Annotated in this window: 19 protein-coding genes; 9 read left to right on the forward strand and 10 right to left on the reverse strand. The window is 70.5% G+C overall.

Annotated elements, in window-relative coordinates:
* Positions 1-137: 137 nt before the first annotated feature.
* Positions 138-1,367: a cysteine--1-D-myo-inosityl 2-amino-2-deoxy-alpha-D-glucopyranoside ligase gene (gene mshC / locus P8A20_RS29660; RefSeq protein WP_147962195.1), complete on the forward strand. Its 1,230-nt coding sequence runs from the start codon at positions 138-140 to the stop codon at positions 1,365-1,367.
* Between the two features lie 88 nt (positions 1,368-1,455).
* Here mshC and P8A20_RS29665 read toward each other — a convergent pair whose 3' ends face one another.
* Positions 1,456-2,502, reverse strand: a complete 1,047-nt coding sequence (locus P8A20_RS29665; protein ID WP_147962196.1) for a PAC2 family protein — start codon at positions 2,500-2,502, stop codon at positions 1,456-1,458.
* A 230-nt stretch (positions 2,503-2,732) separates the two neighbouring features.
* On the opposite strand from P8A20_RS29665, the gene P8A20_RS29670 reads away from it, so the two are divergent.
* Complete coding sequence (locus P8A20_RS29670) at positions 2,733-4,073, forward strand: enolase C-terminal domain-like protein (protein ID WP_147962197.1); 1,341 nt, start codon at positions 2,733-2,735, stop codon at positions 4,071-4,073.
* On the forward strand, positions 4,070-4,855 hold the full coding sequence (locus tag P8A20_RS29675) for an SDR family NAD(P)-dependent oxidoreductase (RefSeq protein ID WP_147962198.1): 786 nt from the start codon (positions 4,070-4,072) through the stop codon (positions 4,853-4,855). Before P8A20_RS29670 ends, P8A20_RS29675 begins: the two co-directional genes overlap by 4 nt.
* 7 nt (positions 4,856-4,862) lie before the next feature.
* Here P8A20_RS29675 and P8A20_RS29680 read toward each other — a convergent pair whose 3' ends face one another.
* The 7 genes from P8A20_RS29680 to P8A20_RS29710 form a co-directional block, all read right to left on the reverse strand.
* The gene (locus P8A20_RS29680; RefSeq protein WP_147962199.1) at positions 4,863-5,534 is read right to left on the reverse strand and encodes a FadR/GntR family transcriptional regulator; all 672 of its coding nucleotides are present in this window, start codon (positions 5,532-5,534) and stop codon (positions 4,863-4,865) included.
* Between the two features lie 146 nt (positions 5,535-5,680).
* Entirely contained in the window at positions 5,681-6,250 is a 570-nt protein-coding gene (locus P8A20_RS29685) for an LLM class flavin-dependent oxidoreductase (protein WP_306104541.1), read from the reverse strand.
* On the reverse strand, positions 6,214-6,480 hold the full coding sequence (locus P8A20_RS38780) for a hypothetical protein (protein WP_371606562.1): 267 nt from the start codon (positions 6,478-6,480) through the stop codon (positions 6,214-6,216). The genes P8A20_RS29685 and P8A20_RS38780 overlap by 37 nt, the downstream gene beginning before the upstream one ends.
* 125 nt (positions 6,481-6,605) lie before the next feature.
* Positions 6,606-8,216, reverse strand: a complete 1,611-nt coding sequence (locus P8A20_RS29695; protein WP_147962201.1) for a glycerol-3-phosphate dehydrogenase/oxidase — start codon at positions 8,214-8,216, stop codon at positions 6,606-6,608.
* 11 nt (positions 8,217-8,227) lie between these two features.
* The gene (gene glpK / locus P8A20_RS29700; protein ID WP_147962202.1) at positions 8,228-9,757 is read right to left on the reverse strand and encodes a glycerol kinase GlpK; all 1,530 of its coding nucleotides are present in this window, start codon (positions 9,755-9,757) and stop codon (positions 8,228-8,230) included.
* A 39-nt stretch (positions 9,758-9,796) separates the two neighbouring features.
* The gene (locus P8A20_RS29705) at positions 9,797-10,588 is read right to left on the reverse strand and encodes an MIP/aquaporin family protein (protein WP_147962203.1); all 792 of its coding nucleotides are present in this window, start codon (positions 10,586-10,588) and stop codon (positions 9,797-9,799) included.
* A 259-nt stretch (positions 10,589-10,847) separates the two neighbouring features.
* On the reverse strand, positions 10,848-11,612 hold the full coding sequence (locus tag P8A20_RS29710; protein WP_147962204.1) for an IclR family transcriptional regulator: 765 nt from the start codon (positions 11,610-11,612) through the stop codon (positions 10,848-10,850).
* Positions 11,613-11,851: 239 nt separating this feature from the next.
* Here P8A20_RS29710 and metH point away from each other — a divergent pair, with 239 nt between their 5' ends.
* The 3 genes from metH (at position 11,852) to P8A20_RS29725 (ending at position 18,160) form a co-directional block, all read left to right on the forward strand.
* Positions 11,852-15,364, forward strand: a complete 3,513-nt coding sequence (gene metH, locus P8A20_RS29715; RefSeq protein WP_147962205.1) for a methionine synthase — start codon at positions 11,852-11,854, stop codon at positions 15,362-15,364.
* 139 nt (positions 15,365-15,503) lie between these two features.
* Positions 15,504-16,202, forward strand: coding sequence for an HAD family hydrolase (locus tag P8A20_RS29720; RefSeq protein ID WP_147962206.1), 699 nt, complete (start codon positions 15,504-15,506; stop codon positions 16,200-16,202).
* A gap of 365 nt (positions 16,203-16,567) precedes the next feature.
* Complete coding sequence (locus tag P8A20_RS29725) at positions 16,568-18,160, forward strand: ABC transporter substrate-binding protein (RefSeq protein ID WP_306104542.1); 1,593 nt, start codon at positions 16,568-16,570, stop codon at positions 18,158-18,160.
* Positions 18,161-18,238: 78 nt separating this feature from the next.
* Here the strand turns inward: P8A20_RS29725 and P8A20_RS29730 are convergent, their stop codons facing one another.
* Positions 18,239-18,910, reverse strand: coding sequence for a response regulator (locus P8A20_RS29730; RefSeq protein WP_147962207.1), 672 nt, complete (start codon positions 18,908-18,910; stop codon positions 18,239-18,241).
* Between the two features lie 9 nt (positions 18,911-18,919).
* Positions 18,920-19,759 (reverse strand): RecB family exonuclease, encoded by an 840-nt coding sequence (locus tag P8A20_RS29735; protein ID WP_315986011.1) that lies wholly within the window; start codon positions 19,757-19,759, stop codon positions 18,920-18,922.
* Positions 19,760-19,929: 170 nt separating this feature from the next.
* Here P8A20_RS29735 and P8A20_RS29740 point away from each other — a divergent pair, with 170 nt between their 5' ends.
* The 3 genes from P8A20_RS29740 to P8A20_RS29750 all read left to right on the forward strand — a co-directional run bounded on the left by P8A20_RS29740 (position 19,930) and on the right by P8A20_RS29750 (position 22,924).
* Positions 19,930-21,180 carry a site-2 protease family protein gene (locus P8A20_RS29740; RefSeq protein WP_147962208.1) on the forward strand — a complete coding sequence of 417 codons (1,251 nt, stop codon included), beginning with the start codon at positions 19,930-19,932 and terminating at the stop codon, positions 21,178-21,180.
* 42 nt (positions 21,181-21,222) lie between these two features.
* The gene (locus tag P8A20_RS29745) at positions 21,223-22,131 is read left to right on the forward strand and encodes a tRNA (adenine-N1)-methyltransferase (protein WP_147962209.1); all 909 of its coding nucleotides are present in this window, start codon (positions 21,223-21,225) and stop codon (positions 22,129-22,131) included.
* A gap of 196 nt (positions 22,132-22,327) precedes the next feature.
* Positions 22,328-22,924, forward strand: coding sequence for a hypothetical protein (locus tag P8A20_RS29750; RefSeq protein ID WP_147962210.1), 597 nt, complete (start codon positions 22,328-22,330; stop codon positions 22,922-22,924).
* Positions 22,925-22,928: the final 4 nt, after the last annotated feature.

A 22,928-nucleotide genomic window follows, 5' to 3' on the forward strand; every position in this document is an offset into this window, starting at 1 on the left:
CCCGTCCGGCGGCGCGGGCGGCGCCCGTCCCGGGAACGGCCGGTAGGGCATCACCACCCCGTGCGCAAGACCGCCTCTTCGGCCATGATCTGCCATCCGGTTCGTATCCGGAAGCATCGTCCGGTTACGCTCATGACATGCATGCCTGGCCCGCTTCTGAGGTCCCCGCCCTGCCTGGCAAGGGCCGCGACCTTCGGATCCACGACACCGCGACCGGCGGACGGATCACCCTTGACCCCGGTCCCGTCGCCCGCATCTACGTCTGCGGCATCACGCCGTACGACGCGACCCACATGGGTCATGCGGCGACCTACAACGCGTTCGACCTCGTTCAGCGCGTGTGGCTCGACACCAAGCGGCAGGTTCACTACGTCCAGAACGTGACCGACGTGGATGATCCGCTGCTTGAGCGGGCCGTGCGCGACGGCGAGGACTGGACCGAGCTCGCGGAGCGCGAGACGGCACTCTTCCGGGAGGACATGACCGCCCTGCGCATGCTTCCCCCGAAGCACTACATCGGGGCGGTCGAGGCGATACCCGGCATCGTCCCGCTCGTGGAACGCCTCCGGGACGCGGGCGCCGCCTACGAACTCGACGGCGACGTGTACTTCTCCGTGGAGAGCGACCCGCACTTCGGCGAGGTCTCGAACCTGGACGCCGAGGCCATGCGACTGCTCTCCGCCGAGCGCGGCGGTGACCCGGAGCGCCCCGGCAAGAAGAACCCGCTCGACCCGATGCTCTGGATGGCCGCCCGTGAGGGCGAGCCGAGCTGGGACGGCGGCTCCCTCGGCCGCGGCAGGCCCGGCTGGCACATCGAGTGCGTCGCCATCGCCCTGGACCACCTGGGCATGACCTTCGACGTCCAGGGCGGCGGTTCCGACCTCGCCTTCCCGCACCACGAGATGGGCGCCTCGCACGCACAGGTGCTGACCGGGGAGCACCCGTTCGCCCGCGCCTACGTGCACGCCGGCATGGTCGGCCTCGACGGCGAGAAGATGTCCAAGTCCAAGGGCAACCTCGTCTTCGTCTCGGCGCTGCGCCGGGACGACGTGGACCCCGCCGCCATCAGGCTCGCCCTGCTCGCACACCACTACAGGTCCGACTGGGAGTGGACCGACCAGGTCCTGGCCGACGCGGTCGAGCGTCTCGCCCGGTGGCGCGCCGCCGTCTCCCGCCCCGACGGACTCTCCGCGGACGCCCTGGTCGAGGAGGTGCGGGAGGCCCTGGCCGACGACCTCGACACCCCGGCCGCACTGGCCGCCGTGGACCGCTGGGCCGAGCTCCAGATCTCCGGGGGCGGCACGGACGAGGGCGCGCCCGGCCTCGTCTCGCGCACCGTCGACGCCCTGCTGGGCGTCGCGCTCTGACCCGCAACCCCACGGACACGCCGGACGGCCCCGGACTTCGCGAGAGATCGACGAAGTCCGGGGCCGTCCGGCGTGTACGGAGGCGGTGTCAGTCGTCCGAGGCGTTCCCGTCCGGACCCGCGGCAGGCGGGTCCTCGGGTGCGTCGCCGCCGTCGCCGTCCTTGCCGTCCTTGGGGCGGCCCTTCTCCGGACGCTGCGGCTTCGGCGGCCGCGTACGCCCGCCGGAGGTGTCCCGCAGATAGGGCATGTCACCGCTCTCCGTGGCATGACCGCCCGGCCCCTGACCGGGACCTCCGACGTCCCTGCGGCGCAGATAGCGCTCGAACTCGCGGGCGATGGCCTCGCCGGACGCCTCGGGCAGCTCGGCGGTGTCCCGCGCCTCCTCCAGCGTCTGCACGTACTCCGCGACCTCACTGTCCTCGGCGGCCAGCTGGTCGACCCCGAGCTGCCAGGCGCGGGCGTCCTCGGGCAGCTCGCCCAGCGGGATCCGCAGACCGAGCAGGTCCTCCAGACGGTTCAGGAGCGCGAGCGTCGCCTTCGGGTTCGGCGGCTGCGACACGTAGTGCGGGACCGCCGCCCACAGGCTGACCGCGGGAACCCCCGCGTGTGTGCAGGCCTCCTGGAGGATGCCCACGATGCCGGTCGGGCCCTCGTACCTGGTCTCCTCCAGGTCCATGGTCCTCGCCAGGTCCGGATCCGACGTGACCCCGCTGACCGGGACCGGCCTGGTGTGCGGGGTGTCGCCGAGCAGCGCACCCAGGACGACCACCATCTCGACGCCCAGCTCATGGGCGAAGCCCAGGATCTCGTTGCAGTACGAACGCCAGCGCATGGAGGGCTCGATGCCACGGATCAGCACCAGGTCACGGGGTTTCTCGCCGCCGACCCGGACCACGGAGAGCCGTGTGGTGGGCCAGGTGATCTTGCGTGTCCCGCCGTCCATCCACACCGTGGGCCGGTTGACCTGGAAGTCGTAGTAGTCCTCGGCGTCGAGCGCCGCGAAGACCTCGCCCTTCCACTCCCGGTCCAGATGCGCGACCGCGGTGGAGGCGGCGTCCCCGGCGTCGTTCCAGCCCTCGAACGCGGCCACCATGACCGGGTCGATCAGCTCGGGTACCCCCTCGAGCTCGATCACCCAGGCCTCCTTCCGAAGTTTCCTTGTGTACGGACCAACCTTACGGCTTCCACCCAGCTCCGACGCAGCCCGTTTGCGTGCGGAGATGAACCGTGCCACGCCTTGATTCATCCGAGCTGTACCGGTCGGAAGCGGTCGAAATGCATCCCAGCCCTGGACTACTGGGCTCGGGAGGGGCTATACATCGGATGACCGCTGAGAGATCCGATGTTATTCCCCTGGGGGCGCACATGAGTCTGACCGTCGTGGATTTCGAGGTCGACGACATCCGGTTTCCCACCTCGGAACAGCTGGACGGCTCGGATGCCATGAACCCCGACCCCGACTACTCCGCCGCCTATGTCGTCCTGCGCACGGACGGCACCGACGGCCCGGGCGGCACAGGTGAGGAAGGGCACGGGTTCTGCTTCACCATCGGCCGCGGCAACGATGTCATGGCCGCGGCCATCGAGACGCTGCGCTCCTATGTGGTGGGGCGGCCCGTCCCGCGGGACGCGGCGGACCTCGCCGCCCTGTACCGCACGCTCACCCACGACTCCCAGCTGCGCTGGCTCGGCCCCGAGAAGGGCGTGATGCACATGGCGGCAGGAGCCGTCGTCAACGCCGCCTGGGACCTCGCCGCGAAACTGGCGGGCAAGCCCGTCTGGCAGTTCCTCGGCGAGATGACACCCGAGGAACTCGTCTCCCTCGTCGACTTCCGCTACCTCACGGACGCACTCACCCCGCAGGAGGCGCTCGACATCCTCCGTGCCGCGGAGCCCGGCCGGGCCGAGCGCACCGAGCGGCTCCTCGCCGAGGGCTATCCCGCGTACACCACCTCACCCGGCTGGCTGGGATACGACGACGACAAGCTCGTGCGCCTCGCCAAGGAGGCCGTCGCGGACGGCTTCACCCAGATCAAGCTGAAGGTCGGGGCCGACCTGGACGACGACATCCGCCGGCTCGCGGTCGCCCGTCAGGCGGTCGGCCCCGGCATCCGGATCGCCGTCGACGCCAACCAGCGCTGGGACGTGGCCGACGCGGTGGAGTGGATGAAGGCACTCGCCCCGTACGACCCGTACTGGATCGAGGAGCCGACCAGCCCCGACGACGTACTCGGCCACGCCGCCGTGCGTGCCGGGCAGCCGGTCAAGGTCGCCACCGGCGAACACATCGCCAACAGGGTCGTCTTCAAGCAGCTGCTCCAGGCCGGTGCGGTCGACTTCGTCCAGATCGACGCCGCGCGCGTCGCCGGGGTCAACGAGAACCTGGCGGTCCTGCTGCTCGCGGCCAAGTACGGAGTCCCGGTCTGCCCCCACGCCGGTGGCGTCGGACTGTGCGAGCTGGTCCAGCACCTCTCGATGTTCGACTACGTCGCGGTGTCCGGCAGCCGGGAGGACCGTGTCATCGAGTACGTCGACCACCTCCACGAGCACTTCGCCGACCCCGCCGTGATCGAGGACGGCCACTACGTCACCCCCCGCGCACCGGGCTTCTCGGCCCGGATGCTTCCCGCCTCGATCGCCGGACACCGCTATCCGCAGGGCCACGTCTGGCAGGCCCGCCGCACACCCGAGGAGACCGGCCGATGACCGCCACGCAGGATTTCGACGGACTGTCCGCACTCGTGACGGGGGGCGCGTCCGGCATCGGGGCGGCCGTGGCCACCCAGCTGCTCGCCCGGGGGGCGCGCGTCGCGGTGCTCGACCTCGATCCGGGAGGCGCCCCCGCGGGAGCCCTCGCGCTCCGTGCCGACGTGACGGACGACGACGCCGTACGGAACGCCGTCGAGCGGGCGGCCACCGAACTGGGCGGCCTGCACACGGTGGTCTCCAACGCGGGGATCGGCTCGATCGGCACCGTCGAGGACAACGCCGACGAGGAGTGGACCCGCGTCCTGGACCTCAACGTGCTCGGCATGGTCCGCACCGCCCGCCACGCGCTGCCCCACCTGCGCCGGGCCGCCACCGCGCGGCCCGGCGCCGTGTCGATCACCCAGACCTGCTCCATCGCCGCCACCGCCGGTCTGCCGCAGCGCGCGCTCTACAGCGCGAGCAAGGGCGCCGTGCTCTCCCTCACCCTGGCGATGGCCGCCGACCACGTACGGGAGGGAATCAGGGTGAACTGCGTCAATCCCGGCACCGCGGACACCCCCTGGATCGGCCGGCTGCTCGGGCAGGCCGAGGACCCGGCCGCGGAGCGTGCCGCGCTCGACGCCCGCCAGCCGCTGGGACGGCTGGTGTCCGCCGACGAGGTCGCCGCCGCGGTCGTCTACCTGGCAAGCCCGGCCGCCGCTTCCGTCACCGGGACGGCGCTCGCCGTCGACGGAGGGATGCAGGGCCTGCGGCTGCGCCCGGACCCCTCGCAGGGCTGACCGAGGCTCACAGGGTCGAGCGCAGCCACTGCTCCACGCTCGCCACGTGCACCGTCGCCCAGGACCGGGCCGCCTCGGCGTCCCGGTCCCGCAGGGCGGCAAGGATCGCCCGGTGCTCGCGCAGGGTGCGGTTGACCGCGTCCTCCTGGGTCAGCCCGCGCCACACCCTGGCCCGGGTGGTCGGGCCGGAGAGGCCGTCCAGCAGGGAGCACAGCACCGAGTTGCCGGAGGACTGGACGATGCCGCGGTGGAACTCCAGATCGCCGGCGACCAGCGCTTCCACCGAGGGCTCGGGCCCCAGCGCGTCCAGCTGGGCGCTCAGGGCGTCCAGCTGATCCTCCTCGATACGCAGCGCCGCCATCGCCGTGGCCGCCGGTTCCAGGATCCGGCGGACCGCGAAGAACTCCAGCACGGTGTCGTCGCGGTGGAAGTCCACCACGAAGCTGAGAGCCTCCAGGAGCAGCTGCGGATCCAGGCTGGTGACGTACGTGCCGTCGCCCTGACGGACGTCGAGGATGCGGATCAGCGACAGCGCGCGCACCGCCTCGCGCAGCGAGTTGCGCGACAGGCCCAGCTCGGCCGCGAGTTCGCTCTCCTTGGGGAGCCGGTCTCCCGGGGCCAGCGCACCTGAGACGATCATTCCCTTGATTTTTTCGATCGCTTCGTCGGTGACGGCCATGTGGGGCCTCCTCGCGCACAAGACATCCGATGTATGTCTCTCATTATGCGGCCATGCGAGGGAGACGGAGGCCCACGGGCTGCCGAAGGGCCGGACCGGACCGCGCCGACCGCAGAGGCGGCGGCCCCGCTGCCGGCTCGATCCGGTCAGTCGAGGCCGAGGTGGCCGCGCAGGGTCCGGGCGGAATAGGCGGTGCGGAAGAGCCCACGCCGCTGCAGGACGGGCACCAGTCCTGTGACGATCACCTCCAGGTCGTCGGGGAGCACCGCCGGCCGCAGCCGGAAACCGTCGGCGCCACCTTCGGTGAACCACTCCTCGAGAAGGTCCGCCAGGCCGTCGGGCGTGCCGGAGAAAACGGCGGCGTCCGAGGTGAACGGAGCACCGGCGGCCTCCTCCAGGCCGGCCCGGCGTGCGTCGGCCGCCTCCTGGCTGTCTCCGAGCACGACGTTCACGTCGGCGAAGACCCTCAGCGAGCCCGCGGACCGGCCGGCCTCCTCCCGGAGCGCCTCCACCTCCTCGCGCACGGCGACCAGCGCGGCGGTGTCCGGGGGAGTCACGAGGACCACGTCGCCGTGCGTGGCCGCCAGCCGGTAAGGGGCCGTGGCGTGCGCGAGCAGAGCCACCGGCGGCCTGCCCTGCGGGGAGGACACGGTGGCGCCCCATGCCCCGGTGGCCTCGGTCAGGAACTCGTCCGCCTGCGCGAAGAGTTCGGCCAACTGCCGGTCGCCCTCGGCAGTGCCGAAGATCCGTGCCAGCCGGGCACGCTCGGAGTCGCTCGTCGCCGCCCGGGCCCGTCCTCCACCGTGATGAAGTCGAGCAGTCCGGCCTCGGCACGACGCACCAGCCGGGCGTACTCCTCGGGCGTGAAGGGCCTGGCGGGCGCGGCCGGATGCGAACCGGCGCCGTCCAGAGCCGCTGACAGATGGAATCCCTGTGTCTCGGGCATCTCCCCACTGTCCCCGCGTCACGTTGCACCCGTGTGGCGGCTGCATGGCACGCATCACGGGTCCGTATGCGGCAGGGGCGGCCTCCCGACCGGGAGACCGCCCCTGATGCCGCCTGCCGCCGCCGTCAGCGGCCGTCGGCCAGCATGTCCTCGACCTTGGACCGGACGTCGTCGGTCGCGAGGCCCCGGATCGTCAGCGTCGTCCGGCGGCGCAGCACGTCGTCCGCCGTCTCGGCCCACTCGCGGTCGCGCGCGTACGCCACCTGAGCCCAGATCTCCGGGGCGTCGGGGTGGATGCGCTCTCCGAGGGCCGGGTTCTCGTTCGCCAGCCGCGCGATGTCGAACGACAGCGAGCCGTAGTGGGTCGCGAGGTGCCGTGCCGTGTCGGCGGACATCCGCGGCCCCGGCGTACCGCCGTCGACCAGCAGCCGGTGCGCGACCGCGTTCGGGTTGGCGATACCGGGCAGCGGCACCTTCTTCGGCAGCCGCGCCATCGGCTCCATGTCCTCGGCGAGGGGGTGCCCGGGCAGTTCGGCCAGCTTGTTCATCACCGTGCGGCCGATGTGGCGGAACGTCGTCCACTTGCCGCCCGCGACCGACAGCATCCCGCCGCGGCCCTCGGTCACGACCGTCTCGCGCTTGGCCTTCGAGGTGTTCCCGGGACCGCCCGGCAGCACCCGGAGCCCCGCGAAGGAGTAGGTGATCAGGTCGCGGGACAGCTGCTGGTCCCGGACCGAGAACGCGGCCTCGTCGAGGATCTGCGCCGTGTCCTTCTCGGTGACCGCGACGTCTGCCGGGTCACCCTCGTACTCCTCGTCCGTCGTACCGAGCAGCAGCATGTCCTCCCACGGCAGGGCGAACGTGATGCGGTACTTGTCGATGGGCGTCGCCAGCGCGGCCTTCCACGGCCGGGTGCGCTTGAGGACGAGGTGGGCGCCCTTGGACAGACGTATGGAGGGGGCCGAGTTCGGGTCCTCCAGCTTCCGCAGGTGGTCGACCCACGGGCCGGTGGCGTTCAGCACGAGGCGGGCGTCGACGCCGAACTCCGTGCCGTCCTGACGGTCCTCCAGCTCGGCACCGGTGACCCGGCCCTTGGTGAACCGCAGGCCGGTCACCGCGGCGTGGTTGAGGACCACGGCGCCCGCGTCCACGGCCGCGCGGACCGTCATCAGCGCCATCCGGGCGTCGTTCATCTGGTCGTCGCCGTAGACCGCGACGGCCTTCAGGTTGTCGGTGCGCAGCTCCGGCACGTCGCGCTGTGCCCGGGCCGGGCTGATCACGTGGCCGACGCCGTCACCGAACGCGGACAGCGCCGAGTAGGCGAACACACCCGCGCCGAGCTTGGCGGCGCCGTGCGGTCCGCCCTTGTAGACGGGCAGGTAGAAGGTGAGCGGGTTGGCCAGGTGCGGGGCGACCTGACGGGACACCGCGCGCCGCTCGAAGTGGTTCTCCGCGACCAGCTTCACCGCGCCGGTCTGGAGGTAGCGCAGACCGCCGTGGAGCAGCTTGGAGGACGCGGAGGAGGTGGCGCCGGCGAAGTCACCGGCGTCCACCAGCGCCACCCGCAGCCCGGACTGCGCGGCATGCCAGGCGGTGGAGATGCCCAGGATGCCGCCGCCGATCACCAGGAGGTCGTACGTCGCCTTGGACAGCTGCTCCCGGGTCTCGGCGCGGCTCGGGAGGGAGCCGGAGGCCGGATGCGTCCCGAGGGCGGGGACGCTCTGCAGGGTGGTCATGTGATTGCTCCTCAGCTCTCTTCGTCCTCGATCCAGCCCATGGTCCGTTCGACGGCCTTGAGCCAGCTCTTGTACTCGCGGTCGCGGGTGTCCGCGGCCATGCGGGGTGTCCACTCGGCGGCGCGGCGCCAGTTGGCGCGCAGCGCGTCGGTGTCCGGCCAGAAGCCGACGGCGAGACCGGCGGCGTAGGCGGCGCCGAGGCAGGTGGTCTCGGCGACCATGGGGCGCACCACGGGCGCGTCCAGGAAGTCGGAGAGCGTCTGCATCAGCAGGTTGTTGGAGGTCATGCCGCCGTCGACCTTGAGCGCGGTCAGTTCGACGCCGGAGTCCTTGGTCATGGCGTCGCTGATCTCGCGGGTCTGCCAGGCGGTGGCCTCGAGCACGGCACGGGCGATGTGCGCCTTGGTGACGTACCGGGTCAGTCCGGCGATCACACCGCGGGCGTCGGGACGCCAGTACGGGGCGAACAGGCCGGAGAACGCGGGCACGAAGTACGCGCCGCCGTTGTCCTCGACGGAGGAGGCGAGCGTCTCGATCTCGGCCGCGGACTTGATCAGCCCCATCTGGTCGCGCATCCACTGGACCAGCGAACCGGTGACGGCGATGGAACCCTCGAGGGCGTAGACCGGCTTCTGCTCGCCGATCTGGTAGCCGACGGTCGTCAGCAGCCCGTTGTAGGAGTTCACCGGGGTGTGGCCGGTGTTCATCAGCATGAAGGTGCCGGTGCCGTACGTGGACTTGGCCTCGCCCTGCGCGAAACAGGTCTGGCCGAACAGCGCGGCCTGCTGGTCGCCGAGCGCGGAGGCCACCGGGACGCCGTCGAGGACGCCGCCCTTGGCGTTGCCGTACACCTCGGCGGAGGACCGGATCTCGGGCAGGACGGAGGACGGGATCTCCAGCGACTGGACGATCTTGTCGTCCCACTGCATCGTGTGCAGGTTCATCAGGAGGGTGCGCGAGGCGTTGGTGACGTCGGTGACGTGGACGCCGCCGTCGGTGCCGCCGGTCAGGTTCCAGATGACCCAGGAGTCCATGGTGCCGAAGAGGATGTCGCCCCGCTCGGCGCGCTCGCGCAGCCCCTCGACGTTGTCGAGCAGCCAGCGGACCTTCGGGCCGGCGAAGTACGACGCGAGCGGCAGGCCCGTCTCGCGGCGGAAGCGGTCCTGGCCGACGTTGCGGCCGAGCTCCTTGCAGAGCGCGTCGGTGCGGGTGTCCTGCCAGACGAGGGCGTTGTGGACGGGCTCACCGGTGTTCTTGTCCCAGAGCAGCGTGGTCTCGCGCTGGTTGGTGATCCCGATCGCCTTGACGTCGGCGGAGGTGATGCCGGCCTTGACGATCGCCCCGGCCACGACCTCCTGGACGTTCTCCCAGATCTCGGTCGCGTCGTGCTCGACCCAGCCGGGCTTGGGGAAGATCTGCTCGTGCTCCTTCTGGTCGACCGAGACGATCCGGCCGTCCTTGTCGAAGACGATGCAGCGGCTGGACGTGGTGCCCTGGTCGATGGCCGCGATGAACGGGCCGGTGGTGTGTGCGTCGGTCACGGTTGGCTCCCGGAGGTCTGTGTGGTGTGCGGGTCTGGCTCAGGCGAAGGCGAGGTTGTAGAGCCCGCCGGCGAGTGCGGCCCCGATGAGCGGTCCTACCACCGGTACCCAGGCGTAGCCCCAGTCCGACCCGCCCTTGTTCGGAAGCGGCAGCAACGCGTGCACGATGCGCGGTCCGAGGTCGCGCACCGGGTTGATCGCGTAACCGGTCGGGCCGCCGAGTGACAGACCGATCCCGACGACCACCAGCGCGGTGATCAGGGCACCGAGGGCACCGAGGCCGTTGCCCTCGTCGTTGAGGCCCTGCGTGAGGATCGCCAGGACGAGCACGAACGTGGCGATGATCTCCGTGACGACGTTCTGCACCCCGTGCCGGATCTCCGGGCCGGTGGTGAAGATGCCGAGGACGGGGCCCGCCTTCGGCGCCGCCGACTGGTCGACCATGCCCTCCTCGGCCGGCTGGTCCTTCACGACCTCGGGGTCGGTGAGGTGCGCGTGGAACTGTCCGTAGTAGACGGCCCAGACGAGCACGGCCCCGATGATCGCGCCGAGCAGTTCGGACGCGAGGTACAGGGGCACGTCGCTCCACGCGGTGCCGCCCTGGATCGCCAGGCCGATCGTGACCGCCGGATTGAGGTGGGCACCGGACACGCCGGAGGCTATGTAGGCGCCGGTCAGTACGGCGAAGCCCCACCCGAAGGTGATGGCCAGCCAGCCGGCGTTGTGCGCCTTGGAGCGCCTGAGCGTGACGGCGGCACAGACACCGCCGCCGAGCAGTACGAGTACGGCGGTACCGATGGTCTCGCCGATGAAGATGTCGGAGCTGGACACCCGTGACTCCTTTGTCCTTCGTCCAGGGGAAGGCGAAACACCGGGTCCCTCCGGTGGATCGCACCCGAGGTGGGTACTCGTGCGGTACGGGTACTTCACCTCTGGGCTTGACCGGCCCTCGGCACTGTCACACCCTAACGCGTATTGCCGTTAAGTGTTCGGCAATGCCGACCGGTGAACGGCAATGTTTCTCCCCGATGAAGAGTGAGTCAAGGGGTGTGTGACGCGCGACTCGATCGTTACCGACGTCGCGGGGTGCTCAGAAGCGTCCGGCGCCCAGGTCCCGTGAGACGGCGCGGGCGCAGTCGCGCACGGCGGCGACGAGTTCGGGCCGCAGCTCGCCGCCCGCGCAGACGCGTTCCACGGCGCCCGTCACGGCCACGGCGCCGACCGGCATCCTGCGCCGGTCGTGGATGGGGGCGGCCACCGCCGCCACGCCCTCCCACGTCTCCTCCACGTCGGCCGCCCAGCCCTGTGCCCGGATCAGGTCGAGCAGTGACTCGAACTCCTCCTCGCCCGTGACCGTGCGCGGCGTGAAGGGGCGCAGCTCCACCTCGGTGGCCTCGCTGTGCGCGACCGGGTCGTAGGCCGCGATGACCTTGCCCAGGGCGGTGGAGTGCAACGGCTGCATGGCGCCGACCTCCAGCACCTGGCGGCTGTCGTCGGGCCTGAAGACGTGGTGGACGATCAGGACGCCGCGCTGGTGCAGCACGCCCAGATGGACGCTCTCGCCGCTGGAGCGGGCCAGGTCGTCGGTCCACACCAGCGCGCGGGCCCGCAGCTCGTGCACGTCGAGATAGCTGTTGCCCAGGCGCAGCAGCTCGGCGCCCAGCTGGTAGCGGCCGGACGCGGGGTCCTGCTCGACGAAGCCCTCGAGCTGGAGGGTGCGCAGAATGCCGTGCGCGGTGCCTTTGGCCAGCCCCAGTGAGGACGCGATGTCGGACAGCCCGAGCCGGCGCTCGCCGCCGGCCAGCAGACGCAGCATCGCCGCTGCCCGCTCGAGCGACTGGATGTTCTTCGCCATCGCGCCGTACTCCTCCACCTCGGTTCGACAATGCTGAACACTATCGGTCGATGCCGACCTCTGTCCGTTGGCGCGAAAATTATGCGCCACCCGCCGAGGGCCCGTTTCACCGCACAGCATGCAGTCCGCCCCGTGGGACACGACGACCGGCCCGGGCACGTCCCGGCTACGCTGGCCGCGTGCCCTCCTCCGCAGAAGGGCGCAAAGCCGACAGCCGTCGCATCCCAGGGAGAACATCCATGGCCTCGTTGCCGACCCCCTCAGCTGACAGCCGGATCCGAGCCGCAGCGCTCCGTGAGGCGCTCGCCACCCGCGTGGTGGTGGCCGACGGTGCCATGGGCACCATGCTCCAGGCCCAGGACCCCACCCTTGAGGACTTCGAGAACCTCGAAGGCTGCAACGAGATCCTGAACGTCACGCGCCCCGACATCGTCCGGTCGGTCCACGAGGAGTACTTCGCGGTCGGCGTCGACTGCGTCGAGACCAACACGTTCGGCGCCAACGCCTCCGCCCTCGGTGAGTACGACATCCCCGGCCGGATCCACGAGCTGTCCGAAGCCGGCGCCCGTATCGCCCGCGAGGTCGCCGACCGGTTCACCGAGTCCACCGGACAGCAGCGCTGGGTGCTCGGCTCCATCGGCCCCGGCACCAAGCTCCCGACGCTGGGGCACGCCCCGTACACGGTCCTGCGTGACGGCTTCCAGCAGAACGCCGAAGGCCTGATCGCCGGAGGCGCCGACGCGCTCATCATCGAGACCACGCAGGACCTCCTGCAGACCAAGGCCGCCGTGCTCGGCGCACGGCGCGCCCTGGAGGCCATGGGCAGCGACCTGCTGGTGCTCTGCTCGCTGGCCTTCGAGACCACCGGCACCATGCTGCTGGGCTCCGAGATCGGTGCCGCGCTGACCGCGCTCGAACCCCTCGGCGTCGACATGATCGGCCTGAACTGCTCGACCGGCCCCGCCGAGATGAGCGAGCACCTGCGCTACCTCACGCGCCACTCCCGCATCCCGCTGCTCTGCATGCCGAACGCCGGGCTGCCCGTGCTCACCAAGGACGGGGCACACTTCCCGCTGGACGCCGAGGGCCTGGCCGACGCCCAGGAGACCTTCGTCCAGGAGTACGGCCTCTCCCTCGTGGGCGGCTGCTGCGGTACTACGCCCGAACACCTGAGGCAGCTCGTCGAGCGGGTCCGCGGCTCCGAGCTCACCCCCCGCCACCCGCGCCCCGAGCCGGGTGCCGCCTCGCTCTACCAGACCATCCCCTTCCGGCAGGACACCTCGTACCTCGCGATCGGCGAGCGCACGAACGCCAACGGATCCAAGAAGTTCCGCGAGGCCATGCTCGACGCCCGCTGGGACGACTGCGTGGAGATGGCCCGTGACCAGATCCGCGAGGGCGCGCACATGCTCGACCTCTGCGTCGACTACGTGGGGCGCGACGGCGTCGCCGACATGGAGGAGCTGGCCGGCCGTTTCGCCACCGCCTCCACCCTGCCGATCGTCCTCGACTCCACCGAGGTGCCCGTTCTGCGCGCCGGCCTGGAGAAGCTGGGCGGCCGCGCCGTACTGAACTCCGTCAACTACGAGGACGGCGACGGTCCCGAGTCCCGCTTCGCGAAGGTCTCCGGGCTGGCCGCCGAGCACGGTGCCGCGCTCATCGCGCTGACGATCGACGAGGAGGGCCAGGCCCGCACCGTCGAGCACAAGGTTGCCATCGCCGAGCGCCTCATCGAGGACCTCACCACCAACTGGGGCATCCACGAGTCCGACATCCTCATCGACTGTCTGACCTTCACCATCTGCACCGGCCAGGAGGAGTCCCGCAAGGACGGGATCGCCACCATCGGCGCCATCCGTGAGCTGAAGCGGCGCCACCCCGAGGTCCAGACCACGCTGGGCCTGTCCAACATCTCCTTCGGCCTGAACCCGGCCGCCCGCGTCGTCCTGAACTCCGTCTTCCTGGACGAGTGCGTGAAGGCCGGCCTGGACTCCGCGATCGTCCACGCCTCCAAGATCCTCCCGATCGCCCGGCTGGAGGAGGAGCAGGTCAAGGTCGCCCTCGACCTCATCCACGACCGCCGCGAGGAGGGATACGACCCCCTCCAGCGGCTCATGGAGCTCTTCGAGGGCGTCAACATGAAGTCGATGAAGCAGGGCAAGGCCGAGGAACTCCTCGCCCTGCCACTGGACGAGCGACTCCAGCGCCGCATCATCGACGGTGAGAAGAACGGTCTGGAGGCGGACCTCGACGAGGCGCTGCTGACCAGGCCCGCGCTGGAGATCGTCAACGACACCCTGCTGGCCGGCATGAAGATCGTGGGCGAACTGTTCGGCTCCGGCCAGATGCAGCTGCCCTTCGTTCTCCAGTCCGCCGAGGTCATGAAGTCCGCGGTGGCGCACCTGGAACCGCACATGGAGAAGACCGACGCCGAGGGCAAGGGCACCATCGTGCTGGCCACGGTCCGCGGCGACGTGCACGACATCGGCAAGAACCTCGTCGACATCATCCTGTCCAACAACGGCTTCAACGTGGTCAACCTGGGCATCAAGCAGCCCGTCTCCGCGATCCTGGACGCCGCCCAGGAGCACCGTGCCGACGTCATCGGCATGTCGGGCCTCCTCGTGAAGTCCACCGTGATCATGAAGGAGAACCTGGAGGAGCTGAACCAGCGCCGGCTGGCGGCCGACTATCCGGTGATCCTCGGCGGGGCGGCCCTGACCCGGGCCTACGTCGAACAGGACCTCCACGAGATCTACGAGGGCGAGGTCCGATACGCCCGCGACGCCTTCGAGGGGCTCCGGCTGATGGACGCCCTCGTCGCGGTCAAGCGCGGTGTCCCCGGCGCCACCCTCCCCGAACTGAAGCAGCGCAGGGTGCCCAAGCGGGACACCCCCGTCGCGGAGGTCGTGGAGCCCGAGGAAGGCGTGCGCTCCGACGTCTCCGTCACCAACCCGGTCCCGGAGCCGCCGTTCTGGGGCACCCGGGTCGTCAAGGGCATCCAGCTCAAGGAGTACGCCTCCTGGCTGGACGAGGGCGCCCTCTTCAAGGGCCAGTGGGGCCTCAAGCAGGCCCGGGCCGGCGACGGACCGACGTACGAGGAGCTCGTGGAGCGCGAGGGACGTCCGCACCTGCGCGGCTGGCTCGACAAGCTCCACACCGAGAACCTGCTGGAGGCGGCCGTCGTCTACGGCTACTTCCCCTGCGTCTCCAAGGGCGACGACCTGATCCTGCTGCACGAGGACGGCTCCGAGCGCACCCGCTTCACCTTCCCGCGCCAGCGCCGCGGCCGCCGCCTCTGCCTCGCGGACTTCTTCCGGCCCGAGGAGTCCGGGGAGACCGACGTGATCGGTCTCCAGGTCGTCACCGTCGGTTCGAAGATCGGCGGGGCCACCGCCGAGCTCTTCGAGGCGAACTCCTACCGCGACTACCTGGAGCTGCACGGGCTCTCCGTGCAGCTGGCGGAGGCGCTCGCCGAGTACTGGCACGCCCGGGTCCGCAGCGAGCTCGGGTTCGCCGGTGAGGACCCGTCCGACGTCGAGGACATGTTCGCGCTCAAGTACCGCGGAGCGCGCTTCTCGCTGGGCTACGGGGCCTGCCCGGACCTGGAGGACCGGGCGAAGATCGCCGACCTCCTGGAGCCCGAGCGGATCGGGGTGAAGCTCTCCGAGGAGTTCCAGCTGCACCCCGAGCAGTCCACCGACGCGATCGTCATCCACCACCCGGAGGCGAAGTACTTCAACGCGCGGTAGCCAGGTGTTCGACGCGCGGTCATGCGGCACTCCGCGCGCGACGCGGCCACGAGTCGTAGAATGGTCGGTCCAGTGCAGGCCGGTCGCCGTTCCCACGGGAAGGCGGCCGGCCTTCTCGTCCCTCATGGAGGTGTGCCGGATGACCAGTACGGTCCCCGCGTCCCTGACCCGCTCGGCAGAAGGGTCGGCGCTCCAAGCCGTCCTCCTCGACATGGACGGCACACTGGTCGACACCGAGGGGTTCTGGTGGGACGTGGAGGTCGAGGTCTTCGCCGACCTCGGCCACCGGCTGGACGAGGCGTGGCGTGACGTGGTCGTCGGCGGGCCGATGACCCGCAGCGCCGGGTACCTCATCGAGGTCACCGGCGCCGACATCGCCATCGAGGAGCTCACCGTGCTGCTCAACGACCGCTTCGAGAAGCGCATCGGACGCGGTGTGCCGCTGATGCCGGGCGCGGCCCGGCTGCTCGCCGAGCTCGCCGCGCACGAGGTGCCCACAGCTCTGGTCTCCGCCTCGCACCGGCGCATCATCGACCGGGTCCTGGACTCCGTGGGCCGTCACCACTTCGCGCTCACGGTCGCGGGCGACGAGGTGGCCCGCACCAAGCCCCACCCCGAGCCCTACCTCGCCGCGGCGGCGGGATTCGGGGCGGATCCCTGGCGCTGCGCGGTCGTCGAGGACACCGCGACAGGTGTCGCCGCGGCCGAAGCGGCGGGCTGCCGTGTCGTCGCGGTGCCCTCCGTCGCGGCGATCGCCCCCGCGCCGGGGCGTGCCGTCGTGTCCTCCCTGGAGCAGGTGGACCTCGCCTTCCTGCGGGGTCTGGTCGCGGACGAGTGACGACCGTGGCACCGAGGGTGTTTCGTCGGCAGGTGACAAGAACTCCGGTGCCAATTCTGTCCGTTCCCCGCTTTCGCACATCGCGTAAATCAGGTCCATGTCAATGCGGTCGATGATGTCCCGGAGTGACATTCGTCACTCGTCGTGACCTTCGAGGGTTCTCGAGGCCGTTCGGTATGTCGGCTTCGAGAGCCCATACGTCCGTATTCATTGAGACGTGTACGAAACATTCCCGGCGGCGACATGGACAACCCGTCATCGGTGATCACCGAGTGGATACGGAGCGGATCCGCACCGGTCAAGTCGCCCTGCGGCGCCTACTAATCTCGGTTTTCTCACATGACGGAATGAGGGAGAACGTCCAGATGAACCGCAAGACGCTGGTGCTGCCGGCCGTAGTGGGCCTGCTCGCACCCGTTCTCGCCGGCTGCGGCGGGTCGGACGACGGGGGCGATGCCATCGTTGTCGGGACGACGGACCAGTTCATCGCCTCGAAGGACAACCCGGCCCCGCTCGACCCGGCCATCGGCTACGAAGCGGGCGTGTGGAACCTGCTCCGCCAGACCGTGCAGACCCTGACGCACATACCGCGCGGCGGCGGCGAGCCGGTGCCCGAGGCGGCCGAGAGCTGCACCTTCACGGACATGGAGAACGAGAGCTACCGCTGCACGCTGCGCGACGGTCTCACCTTCGCCGACGGCACACCCGTCACCCCGGAGGACGTGAAGTACTCCATCCAGCGGATCCTCGACATCAAGGACGAGAGCGGCCCCTCCGCCCTGTTCGCCAACATCGACACGATCGAGACCAAGGGTGAGAAGGAGATCGTCTTCCACCTGAGCACCCCGGACGCGACCTTCCCGTACAAGCTCGCCACGCCGCCCGCCGGCATCGTCCAGAAGGACAAGTACGGGGCGAAGACCCCCCGCGAGGGCTTCCAGATCGACGGGTCGGGCCCGTACACCATGAAGCCGGAGGTCAAGGACGACCAGATCGTCAAGGTGGTCTTCACCAAGAACCCGAAGTACAAGGGTGACCTGAAGATCCGCAACGAGAAGGTCGAACTGAACCTCTTCCCCGACGCGAAGGCGATGGGGAAGGCGCTCGACGACAAGAAGATCGACATGATGACGCGCAACATGTCGCCCGAGCAGGCCCAGGACATGCTGACGGCACCCAAGGAGGGCATCAAGCTCACCGAGATGCCCGGCCTGGCCATCAGCTACCTCGCGTTCAACACCGAGGACCCCGTGGTGGAGGACAAGGCCGTACGCCAGGCCGTCGCGCAGGTCATCGACCGCGGCGCCATCGCGAACAAGGTGTACGGCAGCACGGCCGAGCCGCTCTACTCGCTGATCCCGTCCGGCATCACCAGCCACACCAACTCCTTCTTCAACAAGTACGGCGAGCCCAGCGTCGCCGGGGCCGCGCAGACCCTGGAGAAGGCCGGCATCAGCACCCCGGTGAAGTTCACCCTGCACTACACGACCGACCACTACGGCCCCGCCACCAAGGCCGAGTACGAGACCCTGGCGAAGCAGCTGAACGCGTCGAAGCTGTTCGAGGTCGACGTCGAGGGCACACCCTGGGACAAGTACCGCCCCGCCCAGAAGAAGGGCGAGTACGCGGTCTTCGGCATGGGCTGGTTCCCCGACTTCCCGGACCCGGACACCTACATCGCTCCGTTCCTCGACGAGGGCAACTTCCTCGGCTTGCCGTACAAGTCGACCGAGGCGCAGAAGACGCTCATCCCGCAGTCCCGCCGCGAGGCGGACCGCAGCGCCGCCACGCCGGCCTTCGAGAAGCTCCAGAACATCGTCGCCGACGACGTCCCCGTGCTCCCCGTCTGGCAGGGCAAGCAGTACGTCGCCTCGCTCGACGAGCTGACCGGTGTGGAATGGGCCGTCAACTCCTCGGCGGACCTCCAGCTCTGGGAGCTCGCACGCGGCATGTCCTGACCCGGCGTCCGGAAACAGGACCGGCGCGGTCCGGGGCCACAAGCCCCGGACCGCGCCGGTCCCGCGTTCAGCCCCGTCTCACTGGGCGCCCGGACGCACCAGCCCGCTCTCGTACGCGTACACGGCGGCCTGCACGCGGTCGCGCAGGCTCAGCTTCGTCAGCACGTGCCCCACATGCGTCTTGACCGTCGTCTCGCTCACGAACAGGTCGGCCGCGATCTCCGCGTTGGACAGACCGCGCGCCACCAGCTTCAGCACCTCCACCTCACGCTCGGTGAGGGTGTGCAGGGCATCCGGGACGGGCGCCTCGCCCGACGGCAGATGGTCGGCGTACTTGTCGAGAAGACGGCGCGTGATGCTGGGTGCCAGCATCGCCTCGCCCGCCGCCACCACCCTGATGGCCTGCACCAGTTCGACGGCCGGCGCGTCCTTCAGCAGGAAGCCGCTGGCACCGGCGCGCAGCGCCTCCACCACGTACTCGTCGAGGTCGAACGTCGTCAGCACCAGGACCTTCGCCGGGCCGTCCCGCCCGGGGCCGGTGATCTGGCGGGTCGCCTCGACCCCGTCCATCCGGGGCATCCGGATGTCCATGAGTACGACGTCCGGCTGCAGCGCCCGTACCTGGTCGATGGCCTGCAGGCCGTCGCCTGCCTCACCGACCACCGCGATGTCGCCCTCGGCCTCCAGGATCATCCGGAAGCCGGTGCGCAGCAGTGGTTGATCATCGACGAGCAGGACGCGGATAGCCACGTAATCTCCTTAAGGGCCTTCGAGGGCCACCGGCCGACCGGCCTCGGCCGGCTCCATTCTGCCCTGTACAGCCTCCACGGATTCGGCCGGGCGGACGGACAGCGGATAGACCGGGGGAGTCCCGCCGAACTCGGGACAGACCGCCCGGTGGTCGCACCAGCCGCACAGCTTCGTCGGCCGCGGCCGCCACTCGCCCGTCTCGGTGGCCAGCCGGATCGCCTCCCACAGCGCGAGCAGCTTGCGCTCCACCCGCTCGAGGTCGGCCGGCACGGGGTCGTACGTCAGCACGTCACCGCTGCCGAGATAGACGAGCTGCAGTCGGCGCGGCACCACGTTCTTCAGACGCCACACCACCAGGGCGTAGAACTTCATCTGGAACAGGGCGCCCTCCGCGTACTCCGCCCGCGGCGCCTTGCCCGTCTTGTAGTCGACGATCCGGACCTCGCCCGTCGGAGCCACGTCGACCCGGTCGATCACCCCGCGCAGCCGGAGGCCCGAGTCCAGCTCCGTCTCGACGAACAGCTCCCGCTCGGCCGGCTCCAGGCGCGTCGGGTCCTCCAGCGAGAACCAGCGCTCCACCAGCCGCTCCGCCTCGCCCAGCCACCCCGCGAGCCGCTCCCCTCCGGGATCGCCCTCGAACAGCTCCGTCAGCTCGGGCTTCGACTCCAGCAGCCGGTCCCACTGGCCGGGGATCAGGGCCTTGGCCCCCGGCACCGTACGGTCGGCCGCGGGGGCGTCGAACAGGCGCTCCAGCACCGCATGCACCAGCGTGCCCCGGGTAGCAGCCTCACTGGGCTTCTCGGGCAGCTTGTCGATCACCCGGAAGCGGTACAGCAGGGGGCACTGCATGAAATCGTTCGCGCGCGACGGCGACAGGGACGAGGGTGGCTGGGGCGGGCGCGGTACGGACGTCATGTCGAAGACCCTACGGCCCGCCACCGACACCCGGCGGCATACCATCGACCACAGAGCTCGCACACAGCACGATCGTGGCATGAGCCACCTACCGGAGGGATCCCGTGGACGAGAGCGGCGACAGCGGGCGCCCGCAGCCCGGCGCAGGGGACAAGGACCCCGGCACCGGACCGGACAAGGGCAAGCCCCGGCGCCCGGCGGATCCGGGCGGCGGCCTGCTCATGGGCCGTCCCTTCGGCGTGCCCGTGTACGTCGCCCCCAGCTGGTTCGTCGTCGCGGCCCTGATCACCTGGGTCTTCGGCGGACAGCTCGACCGTGTCCTGCCGGAACTCGGCGGGGCCCGCTACCTGGTGGCGCTCTTCTTCGCCATCGCCTTCTACGCGTCGGTGCTCGTCCATGAGCTGGCCCACACCGTCGCAGCCCTGCGCTACAAGCTGCCGGTGCGCCGTATCCAGCTCCAGTTCTTCGGCGGAGTCTCCGAGATCGAGAAGGAGACCGAGACCCCCGGCCGTGAGTTCGTCCTCGCCTTCGTGGGGCCCCTGCTCTCCCTCGTCCTCGGCGGTGTCTTCTACATCCCGCTCCAGTTCGTCGAGGCGGGCACCGTCCCGGGCGTACTCCTCGCGGGTCTGATGATCTCCAACCTCATCGTCGCCGCCTTCAACCTGCTGCCCGGTCTGCCCCTGGACGGCGGACGGATGCTCCGCGCCGTCGTCTGGAAGATCACGGGCAAGCCGATGAGCGGCACCGTCGCCGCCGCGTGGGTCGGCAGGGGACTGGCCATCGCCGTCTTCGTCGGCCTCCCGCTCCTCACCCACACCGGCGCCCTCGGCAACGCCACCGACGACATCAGCGGCTTCGAGACAGTCACCGACGCCCTCCTCGCGGCCATCCTCGCGGCGATCATCTGGACCGGGGCGGGCAACAGTCTGAGGACGGCGCGGCTCCGCGAACACCTCCCCGAGCTCCGGGCCCGCACCCTGACCCGGCGCGCCGTGCCCGTCGAGTCCGCCACCCCGCTCTCGGAGGCACTCCGCCGTGCCAACGAGGCAGGCGCACGCGCCCTGGTCGTCGTCGACGGACAGGGCGCCCCCAAGGGCGTCGTACGGGAGGCGGCCATCGCCGGGGTCCCCGAGCACCGCCGCCCCTGGGTGCCGGTGAGCGGTCTCGCCCAGGACCTCACCGACGGCATGAAGGTCTCCGCCGAGCTCGCGGGCGAGGCTCTCCTGGACCGGCTCAAGGCCACCCCCGCGACCGAGTACCTGGTGGTCGAGGACACCGGGGAGATCTACGGCGTCCTCTCCACCACCGACGTCGAGCGCGCCTTCATCAAGGCCATGGCCCGCCCCTCGGCCTGAGGCCCCGGAAAGGGGCCCCCGAAATACCGGTACGCTGTTCACATGTCCGAACCGACCGGTGCCGCCCGCCGTCGCGGCCCATTCAAAGTCGGGGACCAGGTCCAGCTCACCGACCCCAAGGGACGTCACTACACCTTCACGCTCGAGGCCGGGAAGAACTTCCACACCCACAAGGGTTCTTTCCAGCACGACGAGCTGATCGGTGCTCCCGAGGGCAGTGTTGTCCGTACCACGGGAAACGTCGCCTACCTCGCGCTGCGCCCCCTGCTCCCCGACTACGTCCTGTCCATGCCCCGCGGTGCCGCCGTGGTCTACCCCAAGGACGCGGGGCAGATCCTGGCCTTCGCCGACATCTTCCCCGGCGCCCGCGTCGTGGAGGCGGGAGTGGGCTCCGGAGCGCTCAGCACCTTCCTGCTGCGCGCCATCGGTGAGCAGGGCATGCTGCACTCCTACGAGCGCCGCGAGGACTTCGCCGAGATCGCCCAGCAGAACGTCGAGCGCTACTTCGGCTCGCCGCACCCCGCCTGGGAGCTCACCGTCGGCGACCTCCAGGACAACCTCTCGGACACCGACGTCGACCGCGTCGTCCTGGACATGCTCGCCCCCTGGGAGTGCCTCGAGGCCGTCTCCAAGGCGCTGGTGCCCGGCGGCATCCTCTGCGCCTACGTCGCGACCACGACGCAGCTCTCGCGGACCGTCGAGTCCATCCGCGAGATCGGCTGCTTCGCGGAGCCGCAGCCGTGGGAGTCGATGATCCGCAACTGGCACGTCGAGGGTCTGGCGGTCCGGCCGGACCACCGGATGATCGGCCACACCGGCTTCCTCGTCACCGCACGCCGCCTCGCGGACGGCGTGGAGCCGCCGCTGCGGCGCCGGCGCCCCTCCAAGGGCGCCTACGGCGAGGACTACACCGGCCCCGGCGGCCGGAGCGGCAGCGCGAACCGCGACTGACCCGCACCACGAGCCGGCGCCGCCGCCGAGTTCCCGGACCGACCCGGGAACCCGGCGGCGGCGCTTTTCTGCGGCCGTCAGGACCCCGCCGTTCCCCCCGGGTGTGAGGTGTGGCACGATGCTGGCCACCCCGCCCGCCGGCCCTCGTCCGGTACCGCCTCTTTCAGGCCTCCAGGAACCACAGGAGACATACCGCGTGCAGACCTCCGCGCTCCCGGACCTCGCGCACACCGCCGCCAAGCCGGTGCACTGGCTCGCCACGGCGACGGCGATGGCCGCCGTGGTCGCGGCCGCGGGCCTGCTCCAGCCCGAGGCGGCCACCGCCACGGCCTCGGCGTCCGAGCACCGGGTGACCACGCAGCACGGCGGCGCGCCCGCCGCCGAGGCCCCCGACCCGGCCGGTGTCACCTTCCCGCTCGACTGCGGAGCCGTCGGGCAGACCGTGGCAGAGAGCGCCACCGGAGACCTCGACGGGGACGGCGGCCCCGAGACCGTGGCAGTCGTCCGCTGCGCCGCGGGATCCGGCACGCCGCCCAGCGGCATCTACGTCGTGACACAGCCGAGCGGGGCCGCACCCCGGGTCGTGGCGACCCTGGTGGACCCCGCTCGAAAACTCTCCGTCACCGACTTCACCGTCCGTGACGGCAAGGTGTCGGCGACCCTGCTCGGCTACTCCTCCGAGACCGTCCCCCGCTGCTGCCCGGACGAACTGGAGAGCGTCACCTGGCAGTGGAAGGGCAACGCGTTCGTCAAGACAGTCACCCCCGCGGGAAGCACCGCCCGCGGCGCCTGAGCCG

The organism is Streptomyces sp. Alt3, assembly GCF_030719215.1.
Taxonomy (GTDB): domain Bacteria; phylum Actinomycetota; class Actinomycetes; order Streptomycetales; family Streptomycetaceae; genus Streptomyces; species Streptomyces glycanivorans.

Coding starts and splice junctions, on each gene's coding strand:
- mshC (WP_147962195.1), top strand. CDS start 138: ATGCATGCCTGGCCCGCTTCTGAGGTCCCCGCCCTGCCTGGCAAGGGC.
- P8A20_RS29670 (WP_147962197.1), top strand. CDS start 2,733: ATGAGTCTGACCGTCGTGGATTTCGAGGTCGACGACATCCGGTTTCCC.
- P8A20_RS29675 (WP_147962198.1), top strand. CDS start 4,070: ATGACCGCCACGCAGGATTTCGACGGACTGTCCGCACTCGTGACGGGG.
- P8A20_RS29680 (WP_147962199.1), bottom strand. CDS start 5,534: ATGGCCGTCACCGACGAAGCGATCGAAAAAATCAAGGGAATGATCGTC.
- P8A20_RS38780 (WP_371606562.1), bottom strand. CDS start 6,480: ATGCCCGAGACACAGGGATTCCATCTGTCAGCGGCTCTGGACGGCGCC.
- P8A20_RS29695 (WP_147962201.1), bottom strand. CDS start 8,216: ATGACCACCCTGCAGAGCGTCCCCGCCCTCGGGACGCATCCGGCCTCC.
- P8A20_RS29710 (WP_147962204.1), bottom strand. CDS start 11,612: ATGGCGAAGAACATCCAGTCGCTCGAGCGGGCAGCGGCGATGCTGCGT.
- metH (WP_147962205.1), top strand. CDS start 11,852: ATGGCCTCGTTGCCGACCCCCTCAGCTGACAGCCGGATCCGAGCCGCA.
- P8A20_RS29720 (WP_147962206.1), top strand. CDS start 15,504: ATGACCAGTACGGTCCCCGCGTCCCTGACCCGCTCGGCAGAAGGGTCG.
- P8A20_RS29725 (WP_306104542.1), top strand. CDS start 16,568: ATGAACCGCAAGACGCTGGTGCTGCCGGCCGTAGTGGGCCTGCTCGCA.
- P8A20_RS29735 (WP_315986011.1), bottom strand. CDS start 19,759: ATGCAGTGCCCCCTGCTGTACCGCTTCCGGGTGATCGACAAGCTGCCC.
- P8A20_RS29745 (WP_147962209.1), top strand. CDS start 21,223: ATGTCCGAACCGACCGGTGCCGCCCGCCGTCGCGGCCCATTCAAAGTC.